General features: G+C 59.2%; 19 protein-coding genes. 11 read left to right on the forward strand and 8 right to left on the reverse strand.

Going from position 1 to position 18,413, the window contains the following annotated elements; all coding sequences use genetic code 11:
* Positions 1–72: 72 nt before the first annotated feature.
* The 3 genes from ACYZT6_RS21820 to ACYZT6_RS21830 all read left to right on the forward strand — a co-directional run bounded on the left by ACYZT6_RS21820 (position 73) and on the right by ACYZT6_RS21830 (position 2,812).
* A complete protein-coding gene (locus tag ACYZT6_RS21820) occupies positions 73–1,995 on the forward strand; it encodes an alkaline phosphatase D family protein (RefSeq protein WP_462028592.1) in 1,923 nt (640 codons plus the stop codon).
* Between the two features lie 14 nt (positions 1,996–2,009).
* A complete protein-coding gene (locus ACYZT6_RS21825) occupies positions 2,010–2,498 on the forward strand; it encodes a shikimate kinase (protein ID WP_462028593.1) in 489 nt (162 codons plus the stop codon).
* Between the two features lie 113 nt (positions 2,499–2,611).
* Positions 2,612–2,812 (forward strand): hypothetical protein, encoded by a 201-nt coding sequence (locus ACYZT6_RS21830; protein ID WP_462028594.1) that lies wholly within the window; start codon positions 2,612–2,614, stop codon positions 2,810–2,812.
* 52 nt (positions 2,813–2,864) lie between these two features.
* Here ACYZT6_RS21830 and ACYZT6_RS21835 read toward each other — a convergent pair whose 3' ends face one another.
* Complete coding sequence (locus ACYZT6_RS21835; RefSeq protein ID WP_462028595.1) at positions 2,865–4,040, reverse strand: acetylornithine/succinylornithine family transaminase; 1,176 nt, start codon at positions 4,038–4,040, stop codon at positions 2,865–2,867.
* Between the two features lie 102 nt (positions 4,041–4,142).
* On the opposite strand from ACYZT6_RS21835, the gene ACYZT6_RS21840 reads away from it, so the two are divergent.
* Both ACYZT6_RS21840 and ACYZT6_RS21845 read left to right on the forward strand, forming a co-directional pair.
* On the forward strand, positions 4,143–5,048 hold the full coding sequence (locus ACYZT6_RS21840; protein ID WP_462028596.1) for a LysR family transcriptional regulator: 906 nt from the start codon (positions 4,143–4,145) through the stop codon (positions 5,046–5,048).
* A gap of 75 nt (positions 5,049–5,123) precedes the next feature.
* The gene (locus tag ACYZT6_RS21845) at positions 5,124–6,137 is read left to right on the forward strand and encodes a sensor domain-containing diguanylate cyclase (RefSeq protein ID WP_462028597.1); all 1,014 of its coding nucleotides are present in this window, start codon (positions 5,124–5,126) and stop codon (positions 6,135–6,137) included.
* Between the two features lie 37 nt (positions 6,138–6,174).
* Here the strand turns inward: ACYZT6_RS21845 and msrA are convergent, their stop codons facing one another.
* From msrA to msrB, 3 genes are read right to left on the reverse strand one after another with little or no spacing between them, the layout of a single operon-like run.
* Complete coding sequence (gene msrA / locus ACYZT6_RS21850; protein WP_462028598.1) at positions 6,175–6,882, reverse strand: peptide-methionine (S)-S-oxide reductase MsrA; 708 nt, start codon at positions 6,880–6,882, stop codon at positions 6,175–6,177.
* A 31-nt stretch (positions 6,883–6,913) separates the two neighbouring features.
* Entirely contained in the window at positions 6,914–8,677 is a 1,764-nt protein-coding gene (locus ACYZT6_RS21855) for a cytochrome c biogenesis protein DipZ (RefSeq protein ID WP_462028599.1), read from the reverse strand.
* 43 nt (positions 8,678–8,720) lie between these two features.
* Positions 8,721–9,239, reverse strand: a complete 519-nt coding sequence (msrB, locus tag ACYZT6_RS21860; RefSeq protein ID WP_461955616.1) for a peptide-methionine (R)-S-oxide reductase MsrB — start codon at positions 9,237–9,239, stop codon at positions 8,721–8,723.
* A gap of 152 nt (positions 9,240–9,391) precedes the next feature.
* Between msrB and ACYZT6_RS21865 the strand changes: the two genes are divergently transcribed.
* From ACYZT6_RS21865 to ACYZT6_RS21880, 4 genes are all read left to right on the forward strand, one after another.
* Complete coding sequence (locus tag ACYZT6_RS21865) at positions 9,392–10,108, forward strand: response regulator transcription factor (protein ID WP_462028600.1); 717 nt, start codon at positions 9,392–9,394, stop codon at positions 10,106–10,108.
* Positions 10,105–11,622, forward strand: coding sequence for a sensor histidine kinase (locus ACYZT6_RS21870; protein WP_462028601.1), 1,518 nt, complete (start codon positions 10,105–10,107; stop codon positions 11,620–11,622). The genes ACYZT6_RS21865 and ACYZT6_RS21870 overlap by 4 nt, the downstream gene beginning before the upstream one ends.
* 53 nt (positions 11,623–11,675) lie before the next feature.
* Entirely contained in the window at positions 11,676–12,419 is a 744-nt protein-coding gene (locus ACYZT6_RS21875; RefSeq protein WP_462028602.1) for a DUF72 domain-containing protein, read from the forward strand.
* Positions 12,420–12,535: 116 nt separating this feature from the next.
* Entirely contained in the window at positions 12,536–13,240 is a 705-nt protein-coding gene (locus ACYZT6_RS21880) for a hypothetical protein (RefSeq protein ID WP_462028603.1), read from the forward strand.
* A 186-nt stretch (positions 13,241–13,426) separates the two neighbouring features.
* On the opposite strand, the gene ACYZT6_RS21885 is transcribed toward ACYZT6_RS21880, so the two are convergent.
* On the reverse strand, positions 13,427–13,909 hold the full coding sequence (locus tag ACYZT6_RS21885; RefSeq protein ID WP_462028604.1) for a RidA family protein: 483 nt from the start codon (positions 13,907–13,909) through the stop codon (positions 13,427–13,429).
* Between the two features lie 133 nt (positions 13,910–14,042).
* Here ACYZT6_RS21885 and ACYZT6_RS21890 point away from each other — a divergent pair, with 133 nt between their 5' ends.
* Both ACYZT6_RS21890 and ACYZT6_RS21895 read left to right on the forward strand, forming a co-directional pair.
* Positions 14,043–15,455 carry an aminotransferase-like domain-containing protein gene (locus ACYZT6_RS21890; RefSeq protein WP_462028605.1) on the forward strand — a complete coding sequence of 471 codons (1,413 nt, stop codon included), beginning with the start codon at positions 14,043–14,045 and terminating at the stop codon, positions 15,453–15,455.
* A gap of 541 nt (positions 15,456–15,996) precedes the next feature.
* On the forward strand, positions 15,997–16,275 hold the full coding sequence (locus ACYZT6_RS21895; protein ID WP_461976608.1) for a DUF3077 domain-containing protein: 279 nt from the start codon (positions 15,997–15,999) through the stop codon (positions 16,273–16,275).
* Between the two features lie 273 nt (positions 16,276–16,548).
* Here ACYZT6_RS21895 and cyoE read toward each other — a convergent pair whose 3' ends face one another.
* The 3 genes from cyoE to ACYZT6_RS21910 are packed head-to-tail and all read right to left on the reverse strand — an operon-like array spanning position 16,549 to position 18,410.
* Complete coding sequence (gene cyoE, locus ACYZT6_RS21900) at positions 16,549–17,436, reverse strand: heme o synthase (protein WP_403100034.1); 888 nt, start codon at positions 17,434–17,436, stop codon at positions 16,549–16,551.
* Between the two features lie 11 nt (positions 17,437–17,447).
* A complete protein-coding gene (gene cyoD, locus ACYZT6_RS21905) occupies positions 17,448–17,783 on the reverse strand; it encodes a cytochrome o ubiquinol oxidase subunit IV (RefSeq protein ID WP_084320724.1) in 336 nt (111 codons plus the stop codon).
* Positions 17,784–18,410 (reverse strand): cytochrome o ubiquinol oxidase subunit III, encoded by a 627-nt coding sequence (locus ACYZT6_RS21910; protein WP_461955624.1) that lies wholly within the window; start codon positions 18,408–18,410, stop codon positions 17,784–17,786.
* Between the last annotated feature and the right edge of the window lie 3 nt (positions 18,411–18,413).

Here is an 18,413-nt window from a genome sequence, read left to right on the forward strand (position 1 = left end):
GGCCATCAGATAATCCTGGGCGCTGGCTGCGCTATCATCGCGCGCTCTGTGCACCAAGAGTCTTGAACCTGCATGCCCATGTCTTCGCCATTCCCCGACGGCCACCGCTCTCTGCCACCGGTCCTCGCCGGCCCGCTGTTGCGGCGTCTGGAGCCCACGCGCCTGGTGCTCTGGCTGGTGGGAACCCGGGCCTTGTCGCTGACCTTGCGCCTGCAGGGTGTTGGCGACATTCGCCTTGATGCCGGGCAATGCACGGTCATCCCGATTGGCAAGCATGCCTTCGTTCATCTGATCGATGTGCCGCTGTCGACCGCCCTGCCCTGCGACACCCGGATCGACTATGACCTGTTGATAGATGACGCATTGGAAGGCATTGCCGATTGGGCGCCTCATCTGCTGTACGGCGAAGCCCGTTGCCCGAACTTTGTTTTGCGTTCGCGCATCGATCAGTTGCTGCACGGTTCCTGCCGCAAACCTCACCACCCGGCCGCCGACGGTTTGCTGTGCGTCGATCGTTTTCTGGCGACGGAGCATGCCGCGACGGACCGCCCGGCCCTGCTGATGATGAGCGGCGATCAGGTGTACGCCGACGACGTCGCCGGCCCGATGTTGCGGGCAATCCATGCCCTGATCGAGCGACTTGAGCTGTTCGAAGAACGCCTCGAAGGGGCGGTGGTCAGCGACAGCGCCAAGCTCTACGAGCACCCTGCCAGTTATTACCATCGTGCGGATTTGTTACCGGCGCTTGAGAGCAACAAAACCTTGCGCGAGCGATTTTTCGGCGGGGCGCGCAAGCCGATTTTTACCAGCAGCAGTGCCGACAACCATCTGGTGACGTTCGCCGAAGTCATGGCCATGTACCTGCTGGTCTGGTCGCCGACTCCCTGGACGCTGATCGCGCCACAACCACCCGCGCTGACGCCCGAAAGGCGCAAACGTTATGCCCTCGAGCAGACGCGCATCGATGACTTCAAGGCGGGGCTGGGCGGTGTCGCGCGGGCGATGGCGCATCTGCCGTGCCTGATGATTTTCGACGACCATGACATCACCGATGACTGGAATCTTTCCGCCCAATGGGAGGAAACGGCATACGGCCATCCGTTCTCCAAGCGCATCATCGGCAACGCGTTGCTCGCCTACATGCTGTGCCAGGGTTGGGGCAACAACCCGGATGCGTTTGGCGCTGTCCTGGAAAAAGCCTGCGTATTGAGTGCCACGGGGCACGATCATTATCTCGACAGCGACGTCCAGGACGCTTTGATTGATGAGCTGCTGGTTTTTCAGCACTGGCATTACGTGCTGCCGACCACCCCGGCGCTGGTCGTCATCGACACCCGCACCCGACGCTGGCGCAGCGAGATGAACCTCAAGCAACCCTCAGGTCTGCTGGACTGGGAAGCCCTCAGCGAACTGCAGCAGGAACTGCTGGATCATCCGTCGGCGATCATCGTTTCGCCGGCGCCGATCTTCGGCGTCAAACTGATCGAAACCGTACAAAAAGTGTTCAGCTGGTGCGGTTATCCGCTGCTGGTCGACGCGGAAAACTGGATGGCCCATCGTGGCGCGGCGCAGGTGATCCTGAACATTTTCCGACACTCGCGTACGCCCGGTAACTACGTGGTGCTGTCAGGTGATGTGCATTATTCCTTCGTCTACGAAGTCCTGATCCGACACCGCAAGGCCGGCCCGCGAATCTGGCAAATCACCAGCAGCGGCATCAAAAACGAATTCCCGCCCGCGCTGCTCGAGTGGTTCGATCGCCTCAACCGCTGGCTCTACTCACCGCGCTCGCCGCTCAACTGGCTGACCAAACGCCGACGCATGCGCATCATCCCGCACACCCCTGAACATGCTGAAGCGGGTGAACGGCTGTGGAATTCGGCGGGAATCGGCCAAGTGTTCTTCAATGAGAAAGGACAACCCCAGGAAATTTATCAGCACAACTCGAATGGTGCGCCGAAGACGCGGATGGTTGCGCCTGAGAATGACAACTGAAAGTGTGAGTCACCATGGACCTCACCCGAACCCTGATCATCGGTAACTCTGGCTCAGGCAAAAGCTGGCTGGCAAAACGATTGGCCGAGCAACTTCACGTGCCGTGGATCGATCTTGATCAGGTTCACTGGGCGTCAGACGAACGCAGCATCGCCCGGCCTCGACCCGAAGCATTGGGCATGGCGCGGGTGCTGGCCGATGAAGAGTGCTGGGTGATCGAGGGTGTTTACGGCTGGATCGTCAGCGAACTTATCCACAGAGCAACAGCGCTTGTCTGGCTGTGTGTTGACGATGAAAACTGCATCGCCAATATTCGCCTGCGAGAAAACAGACCGGACAACGACGGGTTGCTGATTGCGTTGCTGGAATGGGCTGGCAGTTATCGTATTCGCGAGGACTCCAGTGGGTTTTCCGCACACCAGCGTCTGTTTGAAGCGTTCAGTGGTTCAAAGATCAAACTTATGAGTCGAAGTGAAATCTTGGCGTTCGTGAACACTCTGTAGCGTCCCGATTCATCTCGTAGGCAAATCGGATCGGGATTACATCGGTCTCGGAAACATCCCTTGGCTAGTCGATGGATACTCAGCATCCATCGCTATCAATTGGGGAGAAACCAATGCAAACCGTCAAGCATTCAGCAAGTCGCAAAGAAAGTGGAAAGATCGCGCTGGGCGACTCCGAAGCACCCGATGAAACAACTTATCTTCTGAGTTCCATAGCCAACGCTGAACGTCTACTCAAGTCGATTGATAATCTTCGTGCAGGACAAACCTCTGTAAGACGACTGATTACGCTGGCGGAGATTCAGACCCTGTAGGAACTGTCGAAGGCTCGGCGCACGCACGGCAATTCCCACAGAGATACATATTTCAGGCTGCGCTCACTGCCCGACAAACCCCTCTGACAATCATCTCCACTTCCCGCTCATCAATCGTCAGCGGCGGCAGCAGGCGAATGGTCTTGCCCCGTGTCACGTTGATCAGCAAGCCGTGATCCCGTGCGGCGATCAGGGTCAGGTCGCGGATCGGCTGTTTGAGTTCGATGCCGATCATCAGGCCTTGACCACGAATTGCCAGGATGTTCGGGTCGTCCGCCAGTTCGGCACGCAATCTGGCCAGCAGACGTTCGCCCTGCAGTCTGGCGTTTTCCAGCAGGCCCTGTTCTTCGATGATGTCCAGCACCGTGCAGCCGACCCGGCACGCCAGCGGATTGCCGCCGAAGGTGCTGCCATGGCTGCCGGGGGTGAACAGATCGGCGGCTTTGCCCCGGGCCAGGCAAGCGCCGATGGGGATGCCGTTGCCGAGGCCTTTGGCTAGGGTCATGACGTCCGGGACGATGCCTTCGTGCTGGAAGGCGAACCAATGGCCGGTACGACCGATGCCGGTCTGGATTTCGTCGAGCATCATCAGCCAGCCGCGCCGGTTACACAGTTCGCGCACGGCTTTCAGGTAACCGGCAGGCGCCAACTGGACGCCGCTTTCACCCTGAATCGGCTCCATCAGAATCGCCACGATGCGCGCGCCATGGGCTTGCTGCACCTTTGCCAGCGCATTGAGGTCACCGAAGGGCACTTTGACGAAGTCGCCGGGCAACTCGTTGAATCCCAAACGCACGGCCGGGCCGTCGCTGGCGGACAAGGTGCCCAATGTCCGGCCGTGGAAAGCGTTTTCCATGACCACCACCAGCGGCTGCTCGACGCCTTTGTGCCAGCCGTAAAGTCGCGCGAGTTTCAGCGCGGTTTCATTGGCTTCGGCACCGGAGTTGTTAAAGAACGCCCGTTCCATGCCCGCCAACTTTGTCAGTTTCTGCGCCAACTGCTGTTGCCAGTCGATGCTGTAGAGATTGGAGGTGTGCAACAGCAGCCCGGCCTGCTCGCTGATCGCCGACACGATTTTGGGATGAGAGTGGCCGACATTGGTCACCGCAACACCCGCCACCGCATCCAGATACTCACGACCCGCCTGATCCCAAAGTCGGGTGCCCAGACCTTTGCTGAAACTCAGGGCCAGAGGTTGGTAAGTGGTCATCAGGCAGGCGGCGGTCATGACATCAAGCTCCATCAATTGGCGGTGTTTTTGCAGTATGGTTAGCCACCTGAGCTGGATAAACGCTGTAACACTTCAATCATCTTAAAGCTGGGCTTGATAATGGATCTGTTCCAGGCAATGACGGTTTACGTAAGAGTAGTGGAAGCCGGCAGCATGACTGCGGCTGCGCAGCAGTGCGAAATGTCCACGACCATGGTCGGCAATCACCTTCGCGCGCTGGAGCAACGCCTGGGTGTGCGCTTATTGAACCGTACGACACGGCGCCAACGGCTGACGGAATTCGGCTCTGCCTATTACCAGCGCTGTCTGGAGGTGCTGGGCTTGGTGGCCGACTCCGAGCGCCTGGCCGAGCAGAGCCAGGACACGCCGAGCGGGATCTTGCGCATCACTGCCCCACTGACCTTCGGCACTGAAAAGCTCGCGCCAGCGCTCAGCGAGTTCACCCTGCGCTACCCGCAAGTCAAACTGGACGTGGTGCTCACCAATGGGCGACCCGACCTTCTCGAGAACGGCCTCGATGTGGCGTTTCGCTTGGGCGCGATTGAGCCGTCCAACCTGATCGCCCGTCCGCTCATCGACTACACGCTGACCATGTGCGCCTCGAAGGACTATCTGGCGCGCCGAGGCACACCGGAAAAACCCGAAGACCTGCAACATCACGACTGCTTGTCCTTTGCCTATCCGGTCGGCGATGACTGGCAATCCGTGGAAAAACAGTGGCGCCTGAGCGGGCCGGAAGGCGAAGTGATGGTGGCCGTCAGAGGGCCGATGCTGATCAACAGTTCGGCTGGGCTGCATCAGGCCGCTCGAACCGGGATGGGTGTCGTGATGTTGCCTGACGCGTTGGTCGAGCAGGATTTGCTGAATGGAAAACTGGTGGCGTTGATGCAGAACTATCAACTGCCGAGCCGACCGATGCATTTGGTATACGCCCAGGATCGCTACCGTTTGCCCAAATTACGTCGCTTCGTCGACTTCGCCATGCAGTTGTGGGCCAAGCACTAGCCGGGGCAATACGCCATGCACTAATCTCCCCGATTGACGGGTCACTTTGATATCAGTGCAGCAGGGAGAGCGGTGATGGGTGAAGCATCGAATATCGAGCCGTTGAAATTCAATGTGTCGGATTTGAACGAGGACATGCTGCACACCATTCTGGAACTGGTCAGTGACGGCATTTGGGACTGGAACGCCAACACCGGGTTCGTCTACCGCAATCCCGGGTGGTACGAAATGCTCGGCTACGAAGCTCACTCCCTGGACAACACCGTGTTTACCTGGGAAAACGTGATTCACCCCGACGATTACCCGCGGGTGATGACAGTGTTTGATGATTACCTGAATCAACGCGCGCCGGGCTATCAAGCCGAGTATCGCTGCCGCAAGCAGGATGGCAGTTATACCTGGATCGAGGATCGCGGCTACGTGCTGGCGCGCAATGTCGACGGATCGGTGGCGCGGATGGTCGGCGCGCACCGCAGTATCGAAGACAAGAAACGTCTCTTCGAGGAGATGGAACGGCGCAATCAATCCCTGGAAGCCATCGTCGAAGAACGCACCCGGGAATTGTCGCGGGTCAATCAGCAGCTGCAAATTCAACTTGAAGAAAACCGCAAACTGGCGGAAACCGATGCGCTGACATCGATCGCCAATCGCTATCGCCTGGAAAAAGCCCTGCCCCAAGAATGCGACCGTGCCCAGCGCTTTCGGCAGCCGCTGTCACTGATCGCCATGGACATCGATGACTTCAAGAACATCAACGATTACTACGGCCATGCTTTGGGAGATGCGGCGTTGATTCAGGTCGTCGAGAGTGTGGAACGCAGCGTGCGCGAAGGCGATCTATTGGCGCGCTGGGGCGGCGACGAGTTTATCCTCATCCTGCCCAATACCTCGCTGACCAACGCCAGATCCATCGCCGAAAAAATCCGCCACGGCCTGTCGAGCCTGCCACCTGTGGGAGAGTTTCAGGTGACCATGAGTTTTGGCGTGGTCCAGCGCTTTGAAGAAGAGCAACAGACCGGTCTTCTGGCGAGGGCGGATCAGGCGTTGTATCGGTCGAAGATCGCGGGCAAGAATGTGATTTCGGGATGAGTAACCTCCTGCATGCCCGCGAGAGCCAAATTGCTCTTCACATCCCCTCCTTCACCAGCACCGGTTTCTCCTGATAACGATCCGGGTACAGTTGCTTCAGTTGCGCCACTTTCGGCAGGTCGTTGATCACGATGTATGGATAGGTCGGGTGCTCGGTCAGGAAATCCTGATGTTCCTCCTCTGCCGGGTAGAAACCGTTGTAGGTTTCCAGCTTGGTCACGATGGGCTTGTTGAACGAACGGGCGGCGTCGAGCTGGGCAATGTAGGCCTGGGCGACGCGCTGCTGTTCAGCGTTCGCAGGGAAAATCGCCGACCGATACTGCGTGCCGCTGTCCGGGCCCTGGCGGTTCAACTCTGTGGGGTTGTGGGCCACTGAGAAATAGATCTGCAGCAAGGTGCCGTAGCTGACCTGCGACGGATCGAAAGTGACCTCGACCGATTCCGCATGACCGGTATCGCCATCGCTGACGCGCTCATATTGGGCTGTGTTCGCTTCACCGCCGGCGTAACCTGAGACGGCTTTTTTTACGCCTTTAACGTGCTGGAACACCCCTTGGACGCCCCAGAAGCAACCACCGGCGAAGACCGCAGTTTCGCTGTGGGCCTGGGTGGTTTCATCCAGGGCAGGCGGCGGAATGATGACCGCGTCTTCAGCAGCACCGAAAGAGAACGCCGAGCATTGGCCGATGACGCCGGCAGCCGCCAAACCCAATAAGGTACGGCGCCAGGTATAGGGGGTTTTCATGAGTCTGACTCCTGAACAAATGAAAGGGCTATCACCCGAACGTAAAGGCATACGCCGATACACCCGGATCGAGAAACTCGATGCTGAAGGTTCGGTCCGTCACACCGCCGTTCTGGCGCACTAATTGATACAGCCGTTGCTCGGTGACACTGCCGCTGCCGTCGGGCGCCACGTCAGTGCCGTGGGCATCGCCGGGGGCTTTTCCGTCAATCAGCACTTTGAAGCGCACCGGCTTACCGTCTGCGCCGGGGCCCAGCACCAGGTGCAAATCGCGAGCGTGGAAGCGGTAGACGATGCGGCTGGCCGGCGCGCTTGAGGTCGCGCGCTCCGAACCGACGTTCCATTGACCGTCCAGCCCCCAATCGTTGAGTGCCAGTTGCGGCGGAGTGCTGTACGCCGACACCTTGTCTGGCACCAAACCTGTTTCAGGCACGAAGTGCTCCGCACGCTGGTAGCCGACATAGGTTTCCGGCGACTGGGCTTCATTCATGTCCGGGGCGAGTTGAACCCCTGTGGCATCGGCATTGATCAGCCCGTCGGCGACTTTTGTGGCGCCTGCTTCACGCAGCAACTGCTGGATGACGCGTTCCGATTCGGCGTACTCGCCTTCACCGAAGTGGTGATAACGAATGCGCCCCTGCGCGTCGGCAAAATAGTGGGCAGGCCAGTATTCGTTGTTGAAAGCTCGCCAGATCTTGTAGTCGTTGTCGATCGCCACCGGATAGGTGATGCCCAGGTCCTTCATGGCTTTGGTGACGTTGCCCACATCACGCTCGAAGGCGAATTCGGGTGCATGAACGCCGATCACCACCAATCCTTGATCGCGGTACTTCTCGGCCCAGGCCTTCACATACGGCAAGGTGCGCAGGCAGTTGATGCAGGAGTAAGTCCAGAAATCCACCAGCACGACTTTGCCCTTCAATGCCTGTGCGGTCAGAGGGGGTGAATTGAGCCACTGCACGGCACCGTCCAGCGGCGGAAGGTTGCCCTCAATCGGCAATGCGCCCGGCACTTTCGCCGACATTTTCATCGCCCCGCCAGCGGCCATCATCGCTCCGCTGTTGTTCGGTGACTTACCGGCCAACCGGCTAACCAACGCCTGCTCGATGCCGCCAGTGGAAGCTGTCGAAACCCGCGCCAGAATCCCGGTATCCAGCCCGAGGGCAATAGCCGCCACACCGGCCAACATCGCCGCGCCCAAGCCCCGGCGTACCCATTCACCCGCGCCAATCGAGCGCTTCATCGCCGCAAAGACTTTACCGCCCAGCAACAACGCCACGGCGAGGGAGGTTGCGGCACCCGCGGCGTAAGCCAGCAACAGCAGCGTGGTGGCGATGCTTGCCCCTTGCAGCGCCGCCCCGGTCAGCAACAGACCCAGAATCGGCCCGGCGCAAGGCGCCCAGAGCAGACCCGTGGCGACGCCGATCAGGAACGAAGCGCCGGGACGCGGACGAGCATCGGCACCCGCGGCTTCCGACAGTCGGCTGCCGGCCGCCACCAGGGGACGCGTCAGGCGCTCGGCCAATCGAGGCAGCAGCAACGTCAGCCCGAACAGTGCCACGAACAGCAACGCGAGCCAGCGACCGTACTGATTGACTTGCACCACCCAGCCGCCGCCCACCGCCGCCAACGAGGCGACGAGCGCGAAGGTCAGTGCCATCCCCGCCAGCAGCGGCAAGCCACTTTTCATAAACGGCTGCCCGGTGCGAGCGAAGACAAACGGCAATACCGGCAGAATGCACGGGCTGACAATCGTCAGCACACCACCGAGATAAGCGAGAACCAGAAGCCACATAGCATCGACCTGCAAGAAGTGAGTGAAAGGAAGTGCCCATGGATCACGCTGCCTGGGGCTCGAAGGTCATCGCCAGACCGTTCATGCAGTAACGCAGGCCGGTGGGTTTGGGTCCGTCGTCGAAGACATGGCCCAAGTGACCACCACAGCGGCGGCAGTGGACTTCCTCGCGCAGCACGCCGAAGGATCGGTCCTGGCGAGTCGCCACCGCCTTCTCCAGTGGTGCCCAGAAGCTGGGCCACCCGGTGCGGCTGTCGAACTTCGTGTCGGAAGAGAACAGCGGCAGATCACAACCGGCACAGGCGAAGGTCCCCTCGCGATGCTCGTTGTTCAGCGGGCTGCTGTAGGCGCGCTCGGTGCCCTCTTCCCGCAGGATTTCGTACTGCTCGGCGCTGAGCATGGCGCGCCATTCGCTGTCACTGTGAGTCACCTCGAACACCTCCGACGCACTGGCGTCGCTGACCAGCGCAGTACGGGCGGCAAATTTTGGCAACACACCGATCACCAGGGCTGCAGCGCCCAGCCCGCCGCTCGCTACAAGAAACTGTCGCCGTGAAAACATGGCCTTCTCCAAAATTCCAGATGCCTGATAGGGAACACAGCCTAGGCTTGGGTTGATCGCCAAATCCTCACGGGCAGTTAAACAATTCGTGATAACTCGCCCCGAGGAAAACCCGCACAATGTGCCCATTGCGCTACAAAGGATTGAGCTTTATGGAACAGACCAAACGTGTCCTGGTGGTCGAGGACGACCTGCACATCGCCGACCTTATCTGCCTGCATCTACGCGATGAGCAGTTCGAGGTGGTGCACTGCGCCGATGGTGATGAAGGCATGCGACTGCTGCAGCAAGGAAACTGGGACGCACTGATCCTCGACCTGATGCTGCCCGGTGTCGACGGCCTGGAAATCTGCCGGCGGGCGCGGGCAATGGCCCGCTATACACCGATCATCATCACCAGCGCCCGCTCCAGCGAAATGCACCGGATCCTGGGGCTGGAACTCGGTGCCGACGATTACCTGGCCAAGCCTTTTTCCATGCTTGAACTGGTCGCCCGGGTCAAAGCTCTGCTGCGACGAGTCGACGCCATGGCCCGCAACCTGAAAATGGACGCCGGCAGCCTGACCACCGACGGCCTGTCCATCGACCCGATCACCCGCGACGTCTCTCTCGACGGTCGCCGCCTGGACCTGACGCCGCGGGAATTCGACCTGCTGTATTTCTTCGTCCGACAGCCTGGCAAGGTGTTCTCTCGGATGGACCTGCTCAACGCAGTCTGGGGCTACAGCCACGAAGGCTACGAACACACGGTCAACACCCATATCAACCGCCTGCGGGCCAAAATCGAAGCCGATCCTGCACAACCCGCGCGCATCCTCACGGTGTGGGGTCGTGGCTACAAGTTCGCGGCCAAGGAGGAGCAGCCATGAGGCTGACCCTGACACAACGCCTGTCCCTGGTGTTCGCCGTCCTGTTGCTGGTGTGCTGTGGCACATCGGCCTGGATGCAAGTGCGCTCCAACAAGATGCATGAACTGGAAGTGGTTCAAGGGCTTTCGCGCGATCTCGCCCAGCACATCGCCCGCGACACCGTGCTGATGGACACTAACGGCCTGATGCCCAATGCCGTGCGCGAACTGTTCAGCAAACTCATGCTGGTCAATCCCAGTGTCGAGGTCTATCTGCTCAATACCGAGGGGCAAATTGTCGGCAGCGCCGCCCCCGACGGCCGGATACGCCGGGAGCGAATCGATCTGGCACCGATCCAGCGTTTGCTCAAAGGCGATACGCTGCCGATTCTCGGCGACGACCCGCGCAGCGTCGAGGGTCGCAAGGTGTTCAGCGCCGCGCCGCTAAAGGTCAACGGCAAACCGGCAGGCTACCTCTATGTCGTGTTGCTCAGTGAAGAACACGACCGCTTCGCCGAACGCGGTGCCACCAGCGCCGCGCTCAATACCGCACTGTTGTCCATCGGGCTGGTGGCGTTGTTGTGCCTGATCGCCGGCCTCACGGCATTTGCCCTGATCACCCGACCGTTGCGTCGATTGACCGAAAGAGTCAGCCAGTTCGACATCGATGGCGTCCCCTCCACACCGCCCGCATCGGACCCGGTAGAAAAAACGTCGAGCCACGATGAAATAGCCGTACTCGACGCCGCCTTCCGCCAGATGCAAACCCGCCTCAGCGAACAATGGCGCTCGCTGACTCGCCAGGATCAGGAACGCCGCGAACTGGTCGCGAACATCTCCCACGACCTGCGTACCCCGTTGGCCTCGCTGCACGGTTATCTGGAAACCCTGTCGCTCAAAGACGCCACGCTGTCCCCCGCCGACCGTCGTCGTTATCTGGGCATCGCCCTGGATCAAAGCCGCAAGGTTGGCGGCCTGGCGCAATCGCTGCTCGAACTGGTGCGGCTGGAACACGGGTTCGTGCAACCGGTGCTGGAGCGTTTTTCCCTGACCGATCTGGTGCAGGACATCTTCCAGAAATTCGAGCTCACCGCCGAAGCACGCCAGATCGAACTCAAGGCGACCTTCGCGCCTAACGTTTCAGCCGCCTGCGCCGATCTGGGACTGATCGAGCGCGTGCTGACCAACCTGTTCGACAACGCCCTGCGCGATACCCCCCAGGGTGGAGAAATCGAATTGAGCCTACGACCTCAAGGGGCTTTTATCGAAGTGACCGTCAGCGACACCGGCCCCGGCATCGCGCCCCAATTGCGCGAAGGCTTGTTCCTGCGCCCATTCAACATTGGCGGTGCCCGGCGCGATGGCGGGCTGGGGCTGCGGATCGTGCATCGGATCCTGCAGCTGCACGGTCGCGAGATCCAGTTGATCGACGTTCCGGGGCGCGGTGCGACCTTCCGCTTCTCCTTGCCGGTGGATGAGCAAACGGCAGAACAATGGGCCGTTCGCTCGATAAACCTGAATTCGATGGGGAAATAGCCCGGTTTGTGTGGTCACAGTTTTGAACCCGATACCGAGGTGAAAAAACACTGATGACTGCCACAACGCCCCTGTATATCGGCTGCGCTGGATCGAGCCTCCCACGCGAACAGTGGAAGGCATTTCCCACCGCAGGCACTCACCTGCAACGGTATGCGGCACAACTGACGTGCGTGGAAATCAACAGCTCGTTCTACCGGCCTCACCGCCCGGCAACCTACGCACGATGGGCCGAGAGTGTGCCGGAGGGCTTTCGGTTTTCAGTCAAAGTCCCCAAGCAGATCACCCACGAAACTCGCTTGCTGGATTGTACGAAGTTGCTCGACAACTTTATCGAGCAATGCTCCCACTTGGGCCAGAAGCTTGGGTGCCTGCTGATCCAGATCCCGCCCTCCTTATCGTTCGATGTCAAAACTGCCGAAACCTTCTTCACCACATTTCGTTCGCACTACAGAGGGTTTGCAGTGCTTGAACCGAGGCATGTCAGCTGGCAAACACCTGAGGCGCAAGCGCTACTGATTGAACATCGAATCGGCCAAGTGGCTGCCGATCCTTCGCCGCTGCCCAATGGCGATGTGCCCGGAGGTTGGCCGGGCATCGGCTACTACCGATTGCACGGATCACCGCGAATCTACTACTCGAGTTACGAACTGCCATGGCTTGAGGATCTGGCTCAAACGATACAATCCTGTGCGCAAGGCACTCCCGCCTGGTGCATCTTCGACAACACCGCCAGTGGCGCGGCGACGGCCAATGCGCTGGAGCTTCAGCGAATGACGCCTTCCCGCCAAAAATGATGACAAACCATCTGTTCATCCGTGACAACTCAGGTCAGGTCCAATAGATTAGGCGGCCTGAAAAGGCTCCGTGCTTTCTCGCCTAAACCCAAGTTAAAAGAAGTAGTGAAATTTCAATGTCCGATTCCAATACCGCTGAATCCGTAGTCACCCTGTCGTCCAAAGCGGAATACGAAAACTCCATCAATCTTTCACACCATGTGCCACAGGCCAAGACCATCAGCGAGATGGTCCTGGACGCTTTTCAATCCACCCGGGAAAGCGACCAAATCCGCGAACTGCGCGTCGCGATTCGCCAGGCTCACGACGGCTTCGACGACGATAAAGCCTATGAACTGATGGGCGAGCTCAAACAACTGAAAGACGCCGAAGCGTCCGACATTGCCGCGCTTGAAGACCTGAGCAGCAAGTTCCCGATCAGCCGTATTCTTTCCAGCTTCAAGGACGACCCGGCCTTTCAGGAAATCGTCTATGGCCTGGCATTGAAGGTGCTGAACCAGACCCACCAGGCCATCAGCAACCCGAGCACCGGCAAGAGCAAGGTGGCTCGCGCCAAAAAAGACCTCGAAGTGTTCACCATCAGCAAGGACGGCATAAGCGTCACGCTGCCGCTGCGCACTCCACGTTCGAGCCTGAACGTTGACCGCGAAGCATTGGAATTCCTCGGCTTGACCTTCGTCGGCGAAGGCGATGACGCGGTAATTGAAAGCGAGACGTTCCTGGACAACACCGGAGCCGAACACGCGGTCAACCGCAAGAACATCATCACCGCACTTCAGCAGCAAACCGCGTTCGACGGCTACAGCATCGCCGCGCAGTAACACGATCAACCTGAAAGCCTTCAGTCAATAAGAAACCTGTGGCGAGGGAGCTCGCTCCCGCTGGGCTGCGTAGCGGCCCCAAAAATGCGGCAACAATGCCGACTCTTGTGAGTGCTGCGCACTCAAGCGGGACGGTGCGGCGTTCCGACAAGCTCCCTCGCCACAAAAGCAGGTATGTCCGAAAGATTACCGCGCTGACGGATACAGAGCCGCAATCATATCCACTTCGATCGGAGCGTTCTTCGGCAGCTGATAAACACCGACGGTCGTTCGGGTGTGTTTACCCGCGTCACCCAGCACATGCGTGAAGACATCGGACGCGCCATTGGCCACGTCACTAAGGTCCACAAAGTCGAACGTGGATTTCACATAGACCGTGATGCGCAGCAGTGCCTTGACGTTATCCAGCGACCCGATGGCCTCACGGATCAGTGCAAGTCCGCGTATCGCGCTGATGCCAGCCGCCTCTTGAGCATCGGCCAGATTAAGTTCCAGTCCCACCCGGCCGGGGTACTGGATTTTGCCATTCATCCGCGGTACCAGTCCGCTGACATACAGTTCATCATCGTACCGAAGCAGCGGCGCGTAATGCCCGCCGGCAGAGTTCTCGTCGTAGATATCAAAGCCGAGTTCTTTTGCCATCGCGAGGAAGCGTTCGTCGCGACTCATTTGATTACTCATTAACTGAACCCTCTTAATCAATCATGCAAACGCGCAGATGATGGTAGAGACAGACGCTTGCTTTGATCAGAGCAAGTTCGTATAGAATCCAGCGAACTTTACTGCCAGGGAGACCAGTAAAATGCAGCGCGCCGTCATCGCCGCCATCGAGTTCCAGCCTGGAGTGCCGCTGGTACAGCAGATCGTCGATCAGTTGTCTTTGGCCATCAGCCAGGGTGGCCTGCCTCACGGGGCCAAGTTGCCACCGATTCGCGAACTTTCCGAGTTGATGAACGTGGGTAAATCCACGGTGGTCGACGCGCTCGACCGATTGCGGGCCAAGGGGCTGGTGGTCTCACGCCAAGGCTCGGGGCATTACATTCACCGCCCAAGCAGCCAACCCCACAGTGCGACCGGCCCCGACCTGCAACCCCAAGACACCCTCAGCCGGGTCCGCCGCGCCTTGCTGCTGAACAATGGCGCGCTGCGCCCCGGCTGCGGGTTTCTGCCCGCCTCGTGGTTGCCCGCTGACGAATTGCTCAAAGCCGTGCGCAGCACCCTTCGCGCGACCGCACTGCGCATGGGCGAATACGGTGAAGTCGGTGGTTACCGACCGTTGCGCGAGGCGTTGCGAGTCAAGCTGTCGACCGTCGGCATCGAAGTGCCGGTCGAGCAGATCATCACCACCGCCAACACCGTGCAAGCCATCGACCTGCTGATGCGCCTGTTGATAAAACCTGGCGACACGGTGCTGCTCGACGATCCGTGTTACTTCAACATGCACACCAATCTGGCGTTGCACGGCGCCAAGGTCATCACCATTTCCCGCGATTGCGACGGGCTGGATCTGGAAGCGTTCGAGCAGTTGCTGATTGCTCATCGCCCTGTGCTTTATATGACCAACAGCACGCTGCACAACCCGACCGGGCACTCGTTCTCCGCCGCCCAGGTTTATCGCCTGCTGGAGCTGAGCCACCGTTACGGCGTGCACATCCTCGAAGATGACTTGTACGGCGACATCCAGCAACGGCGCACCCCGCGCCTGGCCGCAGGCGGTCTGGACAATGTCAGTTACGTGTCCGGGTTCTCCAAGACCCTGACCGCCAACAGCCGGGTCAGCTATACCGCGTTATCGCCGCAACTGGCCGCACGAATGATCACCTTGAAGCTGGCCTGCGGTGGCGTCACCTCGGAACTGGCGGAGCAGATCACCTGCACCATGCTCAGCAATGGCAGCTACGCCAAACACACCCGGCGCACGGTTGATCGCCTGTATGAATCGAGCAGTCGCGTGACGAGATGGCTGGTAGAGGCTGGTTGCTCAGTGTCATCGATCCCAGGTGAAGGGCTGTTTATCTGGACACGATTGCCCGAAGAATTGCATGCCGAAACGCTGGCCAGCAAAGGCCTGGAAAACGACTTCGTCCTTGCCCCCGGCACCTTGCTGAGTAAAGCCGCCGATGCCAGCAGCTTCCTGCGTTTCAACGTCGCCCACAGTGATAGCCCGCAGGTGCGCGAGCGGTTCTTTAGATTGCTCGACTATTACAAAGCGTAACCACCTCACCACTTGTGTGGAGAGGGAGCTTGCTCCCGCTGGAGTGCGAAGCACTCCCCTGCATTTCATGAGACACACCGCCCTGGCAGGCTTTACGACTGCTGCGCAGCCGAACGGGAGCAAGCTCCCTCGCCACAAAACATGCGTTCAACGAAACGTTTGCTGGCGGCATGACATTCCCAGCCACCAGATCGCTACGATTGCGGCACCCAACACCGCACGCTAACTTCAGATCGTCGCTGCCAACTCAGCGACCGGGCCTGATAACCCGGGTAATATATCGACGCCTCAGCGCTCCAATCACGATTGCATGCTTTTTTTATGCCTGCATTTCGTGCAATGGCGGCTGTGCGCGGGAGACCTTCGGGTCTGCCGGTTTCCTATATTCCCGGTTATCAGCCTGCGCACAGCTGCCACCCTTTCGCCTGATAACGATCGGGGCAGCTCCACTGACATATAGGAATTGCTCAATGAACAAAATCAATCCCTCTGCTCCACCACTCATCCCCCACCCCCGCCCGACCACCGGAGGTGACACTCAATGACCAACCCTCAAGATCTGAAAACCATCGGCCTCACCCACTTTTCCTTCCACGCCAACCAATCTTTGTTCCGCATCAACGCCGGCGTCCCAGTGATCGAAGCCCTCTCTCACGCCTCCGACCTGCTCCACATCTCCAAACTCCTCGCCTCCGATGCTGCCATGGTCCGCGACACCGACAGACATGCCTGGGCGTCGCATTACTTGCAGGACATGAGTAAGGCGATTATCGATGACGTGATGAAGGTGCTTGGCGCACCGTGTAACAACCGCGCGTAAACGAAAAAGCCCCGCTCTTCGATCAGAGGCGGGGCTTTTCACTCCGATCTGCGTCGGTTTCCTGTAATTCAGCTCAAGCGCAGGAAAACATTCGCGAGCAGGCTCGCTCCCACAGGGGTTCAGCGTCGTACTCAGCATCTGACGCAACACCGATCAAAATGTGGGAGCGAGCCTGCTCGCGATTGGGGCAACACGGTCCACCAGAAAGGCACCCAAAAAAAAGCCCCGCCTCTTCTCTCGAAGGGCGGGGCTTTTATTTACAGCATCCGACGCTTAAGGCGCGTACGTCAGCAACAACTCGCTCGGCACTTTGAAGTCCAGCGACATCATCACGCTCAACGCGGTAATGGTGAAGATCGAGAACACGAACAGCTTGCGTGCCCAGACCGTGTCATCCACTGCCTTGTAGCCGGTCCAGGCCATGTACAACCAGTACATGCCCATGGCCGCGGCGACGGCGAGGTAGCTCATGCCGGCGTAGCCGCTGAAGGTCAGCATCAAGGTCGCTACGAGGAACGCCAGGATGTAGAGCAGGATGTGCTTCTTGGCCACTTGAATCCCGCGCTTCACGGGCAACACCGGAATCGATGCGGCCAGGTAATCGTTGAAGCGGAAGATCGCGATGGCGTAGGAATGCGGCATCTGCCACAGGCTGAACATCACCAGCAACGTCAGTGCGGCCATGTCGAAGCTGTTGGTCACAGCGACGTAACCAATCACTGGCGGCATCGCGCCCGACAGACTGCCCACCAGCGTGCCGTGAACCGACTTGCGCTTGAGGTACAGGCTGTAGAAGCCGACGTAGATGACGAAACCGATCACCGCGAACAGCGCGGCCAGCGGATTAGCCACCTTGTACAACAACGCAACGCCGGCAACACCGAGGACGGTCGCGAAAATCAGTGCCAGCTTCAGGGAGATCAAGCCCTGGACCAGCACCCGATTCTTGGTGCGTTCCATCTTCAAGTCGATGTCGCGGTCGATGCAGTTGTTGAACACGCAACCGGAAGCCACTACCAGGGATGTGCCGATCATTGCGGCCAGGAAAATGGCCAGATCGACATGCCCTTTCGAGGCCAGGAAAAATCCGCCTGCCACTGAAAGCACGTTACCGAAAATGATCCCCGGTTTGGTGATTTGGATAAAGTGCTTCAAGGACATTCGGACTTACCTCACTTCGCCATCATGTTGGTGTGGATGCTGAACATGATCCACAGCGACAGGCCAACCAGCAGGACAATCACGATCGCGGCGAAAACAAACGCAATCACGTTGTTACGCTGCGCGGCCGAACGGTCCAGGTGGAGGAAGTACACCAGGTGCACCAGCACCTGGATAACGGCGAAAGCCAGTACGATCCACAGAGTCAGCGACTTCGGCAGCGACGGGTACATCACCAGGCCGAAAGGAATGACGGTCAGGATCACCGACAGAATGAAACCGATAGCGTAAGACTTGACGCTGCCGTGGCCGGCGTCGTGGCTATCGTGGGAATGAGCGTTAGCCATTTACATAGTCCCCATCAGATAAACAACGGTGAATACGCAGATCCACACCACGTCCAGGAAGTGCCAGAACAGGCTCAGGCAGCTCAGACGGGTCTTGTTGGTCGCCGTCAGGCCGTTTTTCTGCACCTGGTACATCATGATCGCCATCCAGATCAGACCGCTGGTCACGTGCAGACCGTGGGTGCCGACCAGGGTGAAGAACCCGGACAGGAAGCCGCTGCGGCTAGGGCCGTAGCCCTCGGAGATCAGTACGTGGAACTCGTTGATCTCCATGCCGATGAAGCCGGCGCCGAACAGGAAGGTCATGCCCAGCCAACCCAGCACCTGGTTCTTCTTGCCCTTGAACAACGCCAGCATGGCGAAGCCGTAGGTGATCGAACTGAACAACAGCAGAGCGGTTTCGCCCAGCACGTAGGGCAGTTCGAAGATGTCGTGGCCCGACGGGCCACCCGCTACGTTGTTAACCAGTACCGCGTACACCGCGAAGATCGACGCAAACAGAATGCAGTCGGTCATCAGGTAGAGCCAGAAACCGAATACGGTCATCTCGCCCGAGTCGTGGTGATGGTCATCGTGCCCATGTCCATCGACATGGGTGTGTCCAGCATTGGTCACTAAGTTCGACATGGT

This window comes from Pseudomonas sp. RT6P73 (genome assembly GCF_054897715.1).

What these genes read in the sequence shown, in the direction of transcription:
- msrB (WP_461955616.1), bottom strand. Translation starts at nt 9,239, where the DNA reads ATGTTTTCACGGCGACAGTTTCTTGTAGCGAGCGGCGGGCTGGGCGCT.
- ACYZT6_RS21820 (WP_462028592.1), top strand. Translation starts at nt 73, where the DNA reads ATGCCCATGTCTTCGCCATTCCCCGACGGCCACCGCTCTCTGCCACCG.
- ACYZT6_RS21865 (WP_462028600.1), top strand. Translation starts at nt 9,392, where the DNA reads ATGGAACAGACCAAACGTGTCCTGGTGGTCGAGGACGACCTGCACATC.
- msrA (WP_462028598.1), bottom strand. Translation starts at nt 6,882, where the DNA reads ATGAAAACCCCCTATACCTGGCGCCGTACCTTATTGGGTTTGGCGGCT.
- ACYZT6_RS21910 (WP_461955624.1), bottom strand. Translation starts at nt 18,410, where the DNA reads ATGTCGAACTTAGTGACCAATGCTGGACACACCCATGTCGATGGACAT.
- cyoE (WP_403100034.1), bottom strand. Translation starts at nt 17,436, where the DNA reads ATGTCCTTGAAGCACTTTATCCAAATCACCAAACCGGGGATCATTTTC.
- ACYZT6_RS21870 (WP_462028601.1), top strand. Translation starts at nt 10,105, where the DNA reads ATGAGGCTGACCCTGACACAACGCCTGTCCCTGGTGTTCGCCGTCCTG.
- ACYZT6_RS21890 (WP_462028605.1), top strand. Translation starts at nt 14,043, where the DNA reads ATGCAGCGCGCCGTCATCGCCGCCATCGAGTTCCAGCCTGGAGTGCCG.
- ACYZT6_RS21835 (WP_462028595.1), bottom strand. Translation starts at nt 4,040, where the DNA reads ATGACCGCCGCCTGCCTGATGACCACTTACCAACCTCTGGCCCTGAGT.
- ACYZT6_RS21895 (WP_461976608.1), top strand. Translation starts at nt 15,997, where the DNA reads ATGACCAACCCTCAAGATCTGAAAACCATCGGCCTCACCCACTTTTCC.
- ACYZT6_RS21875 (WP_462028602.1), top strand. Translation starts at nt 11,676, where the DNA reads ATGACTGCCACAACGCCCCTGTATATCGGCTGCGCTGGATCGAGCCTC.
- ACYZT6_RS21855 (WP_462028599.1), bottom strand. Translation starts at nt 8,677, where the DNA reads ATGTGGCTTCTGGTTCTCGCTTATCTCGGTGGTGTGCTGACGATTGTC.
- ACYZT6_RS21840 (WP_462028596.1), top strand. Translation starts at nt 4,143, where the DNA reads ATGGATCTGTTCCAGGCAATGACGGTTTACGTAAGAGTAGTGGAAGCC.
- ACYZT6_RS21885 (WP_462028604.1), bottom strand. Translation starts at nt 13,909, where the DNA reads ATGAGTCGCGACGAACGCTTCCTCGCGATGGCAAAAGAACTCGGCTTT.
- ACYZT6_RS21845 (WP_462028597.1), top strand. Translation starts at nt 5,124, where the DNA reads ATGGGTGAAGCATCGAATATCGAGCCGTTGAAATTCAATGTGTCGGAT.
- ACYZT6_RS21830 (WP_462028594.1), top strand. Translation starts at nt 2,612, where the DNA reads ATGCAAACCGTCAAGCATTCAGCAAGTCGCAAAGAAAGTGGAAAGATC.
- ACYZT6_RS21880 (WP_462028603.1), top strand. Translation starts at nt 12,536, where the DNA reads ATGTCCGATTCCAATACCGCTGAATCCGTAGTCACCCTGTCGTCCAAA.
- cyoD (WP_084320724.1), bottom strand. Translation starts at nt 17,783, where the DNA reads ATGGCTAACGCTCATTCCCACGATAGCCACGACGCCGGCCACGGCAGC.
- ACYZT6_RS21825 (WP_462028593.1), top strand. Translation starts at nt 2,010, where the DNA reads ATGGACCTCACCCGAACCCTGATCATCGGTAACTCTGGCTCAGGCAAA.